The sequence below is a fragment of the Flavitalea plasmicola genome, from assembly GCF_030546645.1.
Lineage (GTDB): Bacteria > Bacteroidota > Bacteroidia > Chitinophagales > Chitinophagaceae > Puia.
Map to the genome: position 1 here is coordinate 589,085 of NZ_JAUOTO010000005.1, position 12,315 is coordinate 601,399.

Annotated in this window: 6 protein-coding genes; 4 read left to right on the forward strand and 2 right to left on the reverse strand. The window is 42.2% G+C overall.

Features of this window, described 5'->3' with window-relative positions; genetic code table 11:
* Positions 1–351: 351 nt before the first annotated feature.
* From Q4E93_RS20780 to Q4E93_RS20795, 4 genes are all read left to right on the forward strand, one after another.
* Positions 352–1,638: a FecR family protein gene (locus Q4E93_RS20780; RefSeq protein WP_303588512.1), complete on the forward strand. Its 1,287-nt coding sequence runs from the start codon at positions 352–354 to the stop codon at positions 1,636–1,638.
* Positions 1,639–1,861: 223 nt separating this feature from the next.
* Positions 1,862–5,257: a SusC/RagA family TonB-linked outer membrane protein gene (locus Q4E93_RS20785; protein WP_303588514.1), complete on the forward strand. Its 3,396-nt coding sequence runs from the start codon at positions 1,862–1,864 to the stop codon at positions 5,255–5,257.
* Between the two features lie 20 nt (positions 5,258–5,277).
* Positions 5,278–6,687 (forward strand): RagB/SusD family nutrient uptake outer membrane protein, encoded by a 1,410-nt coding sequence (locus Q4E93_RS20790; RefSeq protein ID WP_303588516.1) that lies wholly within the window; start codon positions 5,278–5,280, stop codon positions 6,685–6,687.
* A gap of 754 nt (positions 6,688–7,441) precedes the next feature.
* Positions 7,442–8,812, forward strand: a complete 1,371-nt coding sequence (locus tag Q4E93_RS20795; protein WP_303588518.1) for a redoxin domain-containing protein — start codon at positions 7,442–7,444, stop codon at positions 8,810–8,812.
* A gap of 364 nt (positions 8,813–9,176) precedes the next feature.
* Here the strand turns inward: Q4E93_RS20795 and Q4E93_RS20800 are convergent, their stop codons facing one another.
* Positions 9,177–11,825, reverse strand: coding sequence for a class III lanthionine synthetase LanKC N-terminal domain-containing protein (locus tag Q4E93_RS20800; protein ID WP_303588520.1), 2,649 nt, complete (start codon positions 11,823–11,825; stop codon positions 9,177–9,179).
* 2 nt (positions 11,826–11,827) lie between these two features.
* Entirely contained in the window at positions 11,828–12,313 is a 486-nt protein-coding gene (locus Q4E93_RS20805) for a hypothetical protein (protein WP_303588521.1), read from the reverse strand.
* Between the last annotated feature and the right edge of the window lie 2 nt (positions 12,314–12,315).

The window sequence follows — 12,315 nt, forward strand, 5'->3', positions numbered from 1 at the left end:
ATCGTGCGACCATTCCTGGTTGTGCTGCCAGGTCTGTACCCTGTCGTTTTATTTCTAAAAAAGTGTCGTTTTTGTTTAATAAAATCTATACTCAGGCCCAGAACCTTCGTCACATATTAAATTCCAACATGCAACCTTCCCGTAAAAGATATTATTTCCAGCCCTCCTAGTACCAAACCCCCACCAACTTGTTTCTATTAACATAATATACTGGTAAATACCTATCATCATAAGTCTTACTAAGTATAGGCCCTAAACAGCCCCCATTGACCATTAAGCCCTTCCTTTTCATTCTATTATTACACCAGAGCTGACTGTTGCTATGCCATTAGTGAACACATAATCCTATTTATGTCTATCAATGATCAACAGTTATTAGAAACCATGCAGGACATCGGGGGACTACTCTTCCGGCGTCTTACGAATGAGTTAACCTTGCACGAGCAGATAGAGCTGGACAATTGGCTGAATCAACAGGATCCAGCCAGCAGGCAGTTCTTTGAAGATTGTTCCGACTGGGACCAGGTACATGCCGCCCTTTCTGAACTGTACCAATTTGACGAAGCGGCAGCTCTGGCCGACATCCAAAAAAAAATTCAACTGGAGATTCAGCCTGTTGCGCCAGTAATTGAGATGAATGAGTCCCGGAGCATGCGCAGGTATTATTGGATCGCAGCTGCAGTATTGCTTCTGATTGCCGGGGCAGCGGTCTTCTTCAATCTGAACAAAGCAAAGACGAATTTCGCTCAACTGCCTGTGGAGCAACGTTTTCATAACGATGTATCGCCGGGAGGCGACAAAGCAGTACTGGAGCTGGCAGACGGAAGCAAGATAGTATTAGATAATGCTTCCAATGGAGCCCTGGCCCAGCAAGGGGGGACCCAGGTGATGAAACTGGACAATGGGCAGCTGGCGTATCATGTCGGGAAAAAGGGGGCAGAAACTTCAAATACTATCCCTGAATCCATCAAATACAACACGGTCTCTACACCCCGTGGCGGACAATACCAGGTGGTGTTGCCGGATGGAAGTAAGGTCTGGCTGAATGCGGTATCACATCTACGATTCCCAACTTCCTTCACGGGGAATGAAAGAAAGGTTGAATTAAGCGGTGAGGCATATTTTCAGGTTACGAAAAATGCCGCGATGCCCTTTAAAGTACTGGCTAATAGTCAAGCCGCTGCCGACGGGGCTAAACCCGGTCAACTGGAAGTAGAGGTCCTTGGTACTGAATTCAACCTGATGGCATACCAGGATGAAAATCTCGAAAAAGCCACCTTGATCAGTGGCTCCGTAAGGATCAGAACAGGAGATAAAGAAAAAACCTTAGCACCTGATCAACAAGCCTTCCTGGATAAAAAATCTTCCTCTTTAAATCTTATCGATTCTATTAACGTTGAAGAAACGATTGCCTGGAAAAACGGCTTCTTCCAGTTCCGGGACGCCTCTATCGAGTCAATCATGCGCCAGGCAGCCAGGTGGTATGATGTGGAGGTGATCTATGATGGAAAGGTGAATCAGCAGTTCATCGGGAAAGTCCGAAGGCAGGTGAATCTATCCACGTTGCTGAAAATCCTTGAAGCCACCGGCTGGGTGCATTTCCGGATCGATGGCAAAAAAGTCACTGTATCACCTTGATATTCATTCTATTCCTTCCTGTTAGTTAAGAGAACTCTATTTTAGTAAAAGCTCAAGCCACCCACCATGAACAAAAGTTTACGTCCTCCGTCCACCGGCTAACAGGCCCTAATGGGGAATCTAAATAAAAACCGGCCACCATTGCACCGGAGCCGGCTTTTGTCGGGTTACCCCATTTCGTGAAATCTGCATCCCACCATTTCAAGTAACCCAAAACAAATTTATGAAATATATATTTCATGAACCAACTGCTTATTGCAGGTGGCGAAAATGCCTGCTGATCATGAGATTGACCTTAATAATGTTAGTAGCTTTTGTTTTGCATGCTGGGGCCCGCGGAACGGCCCAGACTGTGACGCTGTCCGTTTCGAACATGCCGTTGGAAAAGGTATGTAAAGAAATCGAGAAACAAACCGGGTATTCTTTCGTATATACCAGGGATATGAACAGAGTGACGCAATTAGTCTCCGTGAATATCGAACATGCGGATATTAATGAGACCTTGCGGGAGGTGTTCGACAAACTGCCTTTTACTTACCAGGTAATTGATAAAGTAATCGTTGTAAATACAGCAAAACCATCCATTTCTTCGGCGGCTGTCATCACAGCATCATCCCCCGAACCCTCCTTCAAAGTTTCGGGCGTCGTGCTAACAGAACAGGGCCAACCTTTGTCCGGAGCGTCTGTCACGGTGAAATCCACCAAGCATGTGGTGCTAACCAATACGCGCGGAGAATTTTCGCTGGTCGTATCTGATAAGGACGAGTTGATCATTACATATGTAGGCTATGCTCCCCAGACTGTACTCATCAAAGATGGGACAACCATCCAGGTGCGCTTGGCAATAGCAAAGAACGAACTGGATGCTATGGTTATAAAGGGATATTATTCCACTAATAACCGGTTGAATACAGGAAATGTTTCAACCGTAAAAGCTGAAGATATCCAGAAACAGCCTGTTACAGATCCTTTACATGCGCTAGAAGGACGTGTACCAGGTCTATATATTCAGCAAGCTTCGGGATTGCCTGGTTCTTACAGTACTATTTTATTGAGAGGTCAGAATAGTATTCCTTCTGATTTTAAGCCGGTGACACTTAATGATCCACTTTTTATTGTCGATGGAGTGCCATTTAATTCGGGAACATTAACAAATCCAAATATAGGAGGAGGACCTTTAGGCGGCGAACTATCGCCGTTAAGTAGGGGAGATGGATTAAGCCCATTTAATAGTTTGAATCCAGCCGATATTGAGAGCATAGATGTATTAAAAGACGCGGATGCTACAGCCATCTATGGATCACGTGGAGCAAATGGTGTGATTCTCATTACTACTAAGAAAGGCAGGGCAGGACCGACTAGGATCGATGTGGATATATTTACAGGATTTAGCAAACCTGCAAGACTATTCAAACTGCTAAATACTCAGCAATATCTTGAAATGCGTCATGAGGCTTTTAGAAATGATCAAGCTGCGTTACAGGCTACGTTTCCTGATTTTGTTTACACTCCTAACCCAAACTCTGATTATGATCTAACCTATTGGGATACAACTCGCTACACGGATTGGCAGAAAGTGCTAGTTGGTAATAATGCTCATTTTAGTAATGCGCAGGTATCTCTATCCGGTGGCAATATGAATACACAGTTTGTGGTAAGTGGAGGATACAGTAATCAAGGAACGGTGTTTCCGGGAAGTTATGGAGATACCAAGGTCTCTATACATTCCAACCTGACACATACATCTTCAGATCAACGGCTTCGTCTGCAATTGACAACAGGGTATACAAATGAGAATAACAATTTACCCCGTGGAGATCTTACAAGTTATATTTTCCTTCCCCCCAATGCGCCGAAGATTTATGATGGAAATGGTAACCTGAATTGGGAAATAAAAAATGGTGCAGGAACATGGAGCAACCCACTGGCAGAGAATTATAATAAAGCTAAGGCAATTTCGGACAATCTCATTTCCAATCTGGTATTAGGGTACCGTATTTTCAAGGATCTGCAGATAAGCAGCAGTTTTGGTTATAATCGCAGTCAAATGAATCAGTCTTTACTTACTTTCGGTGACCATATAAGGCCTCCTACAACGGATAATAATTATGCCAGGAATAATATATTTGCTATCAACGATCGAAAAACATGGATTGTAGAACCGCAGGTTAATTATCATCATCAGACAGGCGAATTAAAAATTGAAGCATTGATAGGATCTACATTGCAGGAAAGTATACAAACCGGCACTTCCCAAGCTGTAAATAATTTTATCAGCGATGCATTAGTCGTTAATCCAGCAGCCGGAGCAGATTTTTCTAAACCGCAGTATATTTATACTCAGTATAAATATACCGCTTTATACGGGCGTCTGGGTTTAGACTGGGACCAAAAATATTTACTAAACCTAACTGCGCGGAGGGACGGCAGTAGTCACTTTGGACCCGGGAAGCAATTTGGTAATTTCGGAGCAGCAGGGGTGGCATGGATATTCTCTAGCGAAAAGTTTATGGCGGGTAGAATGTCTTGGTTAAGCTTTGGCAAGTTAAGAGCAAGCTATGGTATCACAGGGAATGACAATCTGACTGATTATCAGTTTTTAAATACTTATTCTGTTAATAATCAGACTTACCAAGGAACTATAACCTTATCTCCCACCCAAATTACGAATCCTTATTATGCATGGGAGGAAAATAAAAAACTAGAGGGGGGCCTGGAGCTTGGTTTTTTTAAAGATAGAGTAATGACGACTGTCAGTTATTATCGCAACCGTACGGAGAATCAGTTGGTTGGATATCCCTTGCCATATATTACAGGATTTAACACTGTTCAATATAATCTTCCAGCGGTTATACAGAATACCGGGCTTGAATTAACATTGCGAGCGGAGATCGTTAAAAGTGCTGATTTCAAATGGAGTAGCTCTTTTAATATCAGCTTCCCCAAAAATAAATTAGTAGCGTATCCTGGTCTTGCAACTTCAAGTTACAGACGACAATACGTTGTTGGCCAATCTTTGTTTGTCCGATATATGTACACTTACTTAGGTGTAGATCCGCAAAGCGGAATCTATACTTACGCGTCTAACAATGGAAACGGGAAACCTCAGGACGGCATTGACTATATTTTAAAGCCTGTTACACAATCATTGTATGGAGGATGGCAAAATACATTCAATTATGCAGGGATACAACTGGATCTGTTTGTGCAATTGGTAAAACAGTTGGGGACAAATATTTTGGGTAGTTCTTTACCGCCCCCCGGAACGATGAACAATCAGCCTGTTGAAATATTGACAAGGTGGCAGCACCCTGGTGATCACAGTAATGTTCAACAATTCACTACGGGTTTTGGCCCTGCCGGTGATGCTTTCAATATAGTTGGTTTGAGCGAAGCTGGCTATACGGACGCTTCATTTGCCCGGATAAAAAATCTGTCATTATCCTATCAATTACCTAAAATATGGATAAATAAAACGCACCTGCAGGGCTGTCAGCTCTATTTCCAGGGACAAAATCTCTTTACGATTACACATTTTAGAGGTTCCGACCCAGAGACGCAGGGAAAGGCTCTTCCTCCTATGAAAGTATTTACTATAGGTGCGCGCATATCTATTTGAGTTTATTAAATATTCATAAAATGATTAGTATACATAATAATATTAAATTATCATTGCTATTTCTTTTTATTTTTCAGGGGTGCAGAAAATTTGTAACAGTAGATCCTCCGATCACTAAATTGATTTCAACCAGCGTATTTGCCAGTGATGCAAGTGCAACATCTGCACAGTTAGCAGTATACGCTTCTATGATTAATGAATCTTACAATATGGCCTTTAATTGTGGGCTTTTAAGTGATGAACTTAAGAATTATTCTAATAATCCGCAGCAAAAAAGAGTATACATAAACAACTTGGATGCAATTACTCAGGAACGAACTGGCCCTTGGATACGCGCCTACAATTATATTTATAATGAAAATGCTCTTATTGAGGGGCTTAGGTCTACAGAAGGCGTGAGTAATGCTGCAAAGCTGCAACTACAAGGAGAGGCTAAGTTTATTCGTGCATTCTGGAATTTTTATTTAGTCAATTGTTATGGTGATGTACCTCTTGTTACAAGTACCGATTATAAGATCAATAGTACAATGCGCCGTATTTCCAAAACGGACGTATACAAACAAATAGTCGCAGATTTGACTGACGCTGCAAGTACGTTAAACAGTCAGTTTGTAGACCTCACCGATTCTATGTCAACAGATGAAAGGGTAAGACCTACGAAGGCTGCAGCCCAGGCTCTATTGGCAAGGGTATACTTGTATCTTGGAAAATATGAGCAGGCGGAAGCTTTGGCATCGGCGGTGATCAATAATAGCGACGTTTTTCAGTTGTTAAATGATTTGAATTTGGTATTTCTGAAAAATAGCGCTGAAGCTATCTGGCAGCTTCAAATACCTTTGCCTTCGGGATATAATACTCCAGATGGAACTAGATTTATATTGAATAGCGCTCCACAAAGCGTATCGATAAGTTCAACACTGCTGGATAGTTTTGAACAAGGGGATTTAAGAAGGTCGTTATGGGTCAGAGATACTGTTTTTAGTGGTAAAACCTACTCCTATGCGTATAAATATAAGGTATTTTCATCATCCGACATCTCTGAATATGTGATGATGTTGCGCCTTGGGGAACAGTTTTTGATAAGAGCAGAAGCAAGAGCTGAGCAAGGAAATTTGACGGGGTCGAATAGTGCTCAATCTGATTTGGATACTATTCGTAAAAGAGCAGGCCTGCCGGTTTATTCGGGCGCTATAGACAGATCTTCTTTGCTTAATGCCATTTTACATGAGCGGAAGGTAGAACTCTTTACGGAATGGGGACATAGATGGTTTGACCTGATACGGGCAGAAAAAATAAATGATGTAATGGGGAAAGTTACGCCCTTAAAGGGGGGAGTCTGGAATAGTGACGGGCATCAGGCACTATTCCCCATTCCACGAAGCGAAATTATTAAGGATTATAATTTGTTGCAAAATCCTGGCTATCAATAAGTATATTTTTTAGCTACTTCTAGATTCGAAAGATGGCGTGAGTTATTTATACGAGATGAACAAACCGATGTGTTGACCAATAGTTTCAAAAGAAGAGGTTTCTCCTCTGGATAAGAAAAGAAACCTCTTGAGATCTACTTATTCATTGTTGTATCTTGCTAGGGTTTTGCAGTTTGTTCCACTCCCTTGTGTATACAGAGTCAACTTAGTTGTACCTGTGACTCCGGGACTTGTGATATAAAAACATTTTACCGCTTGGGCTGGAGTAACTTGGCAAGATGTTGCGAATGGCGCTTGTAAACAATGGTGTGTGGCAGGAGTAGATCCAGTATAATACCATAGTTGGCGAGGTTGTACACGGTGCGATTTTGCCGCGGCTATACCCGCAATAGCAAGCAAAGCAGTTGTAGCACCTAGGAATATTCTTGAACGTTTCATAATGATAAAATACTTTTATAAATCAAAAAGTATCAAAAACTTTGGTAAAAAAAATGGATGTTTAATATCGGCATTTATTGATAGTGCACTATCTGGGAACCGACAACTTATATGCAAAATAAGCTCCTCTGGTTTGCTATTCAATCCAATTTATATCCTATTTGTAGAATTTCGGACTTTAAGTCGGAGAATAGTTCATTGCGACAAGATGCGGTGGTAATTTATAGTCTATTCGGATAGTTTTTCTTATGAATTGGAGTGTTTCTTTTTATTAGGAGAAAAAATTTAGACTAATAGTATTAAAAAAGGAATTTGTATGAAATTGATCAGTTTGTTGTTAATTGGAGTGCTTCCATTCATTCATACCTTTAGCCAGGATAAAGAAGATTCTGAATATCCCCAGATTGGAAAATTGATGCCTGATTTTGAACTTACGAATATTGTCAATTTCGAAAAAAAAGAAATGCGAAGGGATGATTTCAAAGGCAAATGGCTGATTTTAGATTTTTGGAACCGAACCTGTGGTGCCTGTGTGGCAAGCTTTCCAAGGATGAATAAACTTCAGCAAGTGCTTGGAGATCACGTTCAGGTAATGCTAGTAGGTATTCAGGATCGGGAGAATCAGATACAGAAAATATACTCAAAATTTAAAGTTCACGAGGATCTTATATTGCCCTGCGCCTTTGATTCTTTAGTTCCCAGACGATTTGATATATTAATAGCTCCCCATATTATTCTGCTGGATGATAAAGGTATAGTTCGTTGTGTAACATCCTCGGTACGCATCGAAGATATGAAGGATTTTCTAGCGGGGAATAGTCCTGAAATGCCGAAGCCCCCTGCCAACATGGGGGAGGAAGAAAAAGAAACACGCATTCCTTACGATTCTGAAAAACCATTTTTGATTGCGGGCAATGGTGGGCGAGATTCTGATTTTTTATTCCGGTCAGTGTTTTCAGTCTTTAATGTAAAAGAACAACATTTTACTTTGGAGGGAGATATTGACAATCATAAAGATAAAGGATGTTTTCAGGTTTTGGGGGTAGATATACCAACGCTATTTAATTATGCTTATTTTGGCGCTTGCTGTGGATGGGATAGTAAGGATACGTCCCATTACGGGAAGGTATATCAACATCTAATTTTACAGATTAAGGATACCTCCCGGTTTAAGCCGATCTTTAAAAACGGGCAGTATACGGATTTATATTCATATAGCCTGATAATGCCCTCTGCCAGTTGTACAAAGGAGAAGTTACAGCAAGCTATGCAACGGGATTTAGCGACTTATTTTGGATACGAAACTATTCTTGAAAACAGGCCTTGCCCTTATTTGAAGTTAGTAGCAGCCCCAGGCACCTTGGAAAAGCTAAGAACTAAAGGAGGTGCAAGGTCATGGGAATCGATACGGCATGCCGGTTTTATAGCAAGAAACATATCCTTTAAAGACTTCCTTAGTTGGCTAGATTCTAATATTTCGGATAAGTGGTATTGGGAGGACGAAACAGGCTTAAAAGGGAACATAGACATTGATTTGGACTGTATCCCTTCTAATCTAGGGGACCTGAGAAAAGCTCTCCAGCGAAATGGATTGGATCTTGTAGGAGCAAAAAAAGATATGCAGGCTCTGGTGATAAGAGACGGAGGGAAGTCTCCGACTCAAAAGGATTTGGTAGAGGCTCGTTAACCTGGGGGTTTTCTTTCTATTCAGCGTTGTGTCTTGCTACGGTTAAGAGGAATTCTGCAGTCTCCTGTCGTATGTCAATCTAGTAGAGCCGATAGTTCCTAGGATTGTAATGTAAAAACATTTTACACCCGTCTCGTTTGGAGCATATGCGCAGGATGTTGCTAATGGGGATTACAGGCAATGATGTACGTTAGGAGTAGATGCAGTATAATACTATAATGCGCGCGGTTCTACACGGCGCGCTATTGCAGCAGTTACCCCTGCAATAGCAAGCAATGCGGCCGTAGCGCATAGGAAAATTATAGAACGTTTCACAATCGTAAAATATTTTTGTAAATTAAAAAATTTGGTGAAGTAATTGTTATTATACAGGCCACGAAGAATGAGGCCACTTATCAATGGTGTGACAACCTATTAAAAAGTATACAATACCAGCATTCCCGACGAAAAGATCTGCAGTAGAGAAGTTTGCGGCAGGGATCCATCGCAAGGAACCATCATCATTTGTTTTGACCATATGATGCAGAAGTCCCGTTATCCAATTGGACCGTTCCAGCCATAAGGACTCCTTGAATACCCGCCAGGCTTCCAGATAGACAGTTCCTACTCCAGCAAGGCCATTACCAAGGCTGAATTCCATGTGGACAAGGTGTGGTTGAATGCTTTGAAGAATTCCTTCTGCAGCTTCTTTGTAAGATAAATCCTCGAAAAGTTCATAAGCCTTTATGAAACATAAGGCGATGCCAACCATTCCGATGCTGCTGCTGTAGATATTCGTCGTTGGGTTCGATTCACTGATCCTCCACCATCTTTTTATGCCTTTCCTGCTTTGCCCAGCCTCCAAAAGCCAGTTGAGAGACAAAAGTGCAGATTTCCTGACACTTTCGTCATCATATTTTTTAAGAAAGGCCAGAAGGTAGAGCGTTATACCTGCGACACCCTTATCAAGACCTGTGAAAATATCCCTTTTCTTCCCTGCGTCGGTCTGTACAAACCAGGATCCTTTCTTTTCCTGGGTGCTTAGTATTTTATTGATAATTTCGGAATGCTTCGTAGTTACAAAACCTTGGTCAAGAAACGGAGCACAGTTAAAGAGTGCCATCCCTTGGCCTGCGCATCCATTTGCCAAGGTAACATTGTCGGCAATACTGTCAAAGCAGGACACCAGCAACTGGATGTTTCCATTTTCGGGAGGCAGCAATTGGTTATTAAAACCTTCCGCCATTGCCATAGCTATTCCGGCGCCGCCTGAATATAAGCCAACAGACATATTTTTGCTATTAGCAAAAAAATGGCCTCCGATGTATGTCCATCCGGCCCTATATGCCGGCAGGCAGTCCTCTATATCAAAACCAGCATCTTTTGCCTTGGCTATCAACCACAGCGGACCTGCCAGCCCTGTATGCCATCCTTCATAGATGGCAACCTCCATCTGGGCATTGCCGATATGGGCTTCCTCCCTTTGCATCAACGACATCCAGGTTTTATTTGGGGTCATCATATCCGGGTGAACAAGTCCTCGCAGGGCTGCCTTAATGGTGTTTTCCAGTTGTGTCTCAGAAAGGAATGGAATTGATTTATTACCTGGAACATTTACCTGCCGCCTTATCCGATCGATAGTATCATGCAATTCCTGCAGAGAAGGTCTCTTTCCGGAATCCTTTTCCAGGCAGGCACTTAACATCTGCGCAAGCAGTTTTTCCCCTGTGAGATAAAAGACGGCTTCATACAGATGTCTGGGTGATTTTTCATCAAATTTGTCTGCATAAAGGTTCGTGAAAACTTCGATGGACAGCGCTCCCAGGCCATAAATGTCTTCATGTATTGTAGGGATTTCCTCCGCCAACTGTTGCGGCGACATGTAGCCTTGGGTACCAAATGAGTACGGTGGGGTCGGATATTTTTTATCTATTGACCAGGCCAACTCCATATCGATGGCCCATATCTTCCCATTTTCATCGATGAGAAAGTTGCCTGAGGTGATGTCACGGTGCACATATCCTCTTGTATGCAGTTTCTGAATGATCCTGATTATTTCCAGCAGACGGCTTATTAAGGATTGTCTTGCAGGCACCGGAAGGTCTCTCCAGCTTGAATCCCTGTAAACTTTTTCCAGCCATTGCCGCAGGGAAATACCTTTTATGAAAGCCATGGCAAGATAGGTATCATCGTATTCCACGAAATAGTCAAACACTTCCGGCATAGGGATATCATTGTGAAGCGTCTGATAAAGTTCATATTGCCATTGGAGACGATCCTGTATGTCACGGCCGTGTGTATCCACATGCATATGGCGTCGCCCTTGCTTTATAAGGCAACTCCGGATGCTCCAGAATTTCCGGAAATACAGCGCTTTCAATACATCCCCCTTGACATCCGGCTTAAGCGTAAGTAAAGGGTAATAAGCAAAGTTCAACAACTTCCTGCGAGGGTGGGGGAGTGGGGTCGTTATTTCTGCAAAGGGCCAGCCGACATAGGAAGGGGCCTGAAATGGGACATAACATGGGTCTTGTGTCAGCTGCCCGGCTTGGTCATAAATATGTTTGACCGAGTCTCCCTGTAAGTTGGGAATCATTACGGGATTAAATGAACCATACCGCGTATAGACAATGGCGCCCAGGTGACGGTCTGTAGGGATCACTGGGCCTTTAAAAGCTTCAGTAAGACGGATCAGTTCCTTTGCAAGAGAGGGAGTATCCTCCTCATTTTCTTGGTAAATGCAGATCAGTTTTCCCAGATTGATATATCCAAATCCGCCCGTGAGTAGCTGGCTAATGGCGTACAGATCCCGGGGAATTTTAAAGGATGCGCCGTGTTGTAAAAGTGTGGGAATCACCGTCTCTAATATGCGGATAAATGCCTCTTTGGTTCCCGAAATGTGAATTATCCAACCCTGGGTCTTTGTAATGCTACCTACGCGCCAATAATAATTGTCCGGGACGTATTTCAACCCGAATGTTTTTAGTACTTCCCCGTAATCCGTTATTTCCTGCATAAGTGTATGGTTTTCCATAGTCAGAGGGTGTTAACAGAGGAAATGATCTGGCGGATGGGTGTTTCACCCATAAAAATTTCCTTTTTTATTCTGTCCGGGCCATAAGTGACAATATAGGGGGGCGACACTTTCTTAAAATGAGCCGGGAAAAAGAATTTTGTATCCCGGCCAAGGACAATATTGGAATAGTTATACAGTTGGAATTTCTTATTATACTCCCTCATGTTATCCAAGGGATCATTCGAGATAAAATAGAACCGAATTTGTTTCAGCGAATCCATATGCTGCAGGATTTCCTTTGTTTCTTTTTGACAATGTTCACAATCTGGACTGAAATAAATCAGCGCTATCGGAGCTCCGGCTGGAATTGCTGCTGTATTAAAATTGGTCACACTGTCGATCAGTTGCAGATCAAAGGCAGGTAATTCCTCTCCAGCTTGTTTTTTTTCCCTGGCGGCGCAACTGTATAATAAGATGAATAAAATAACAATATACCAGGATTTCATAA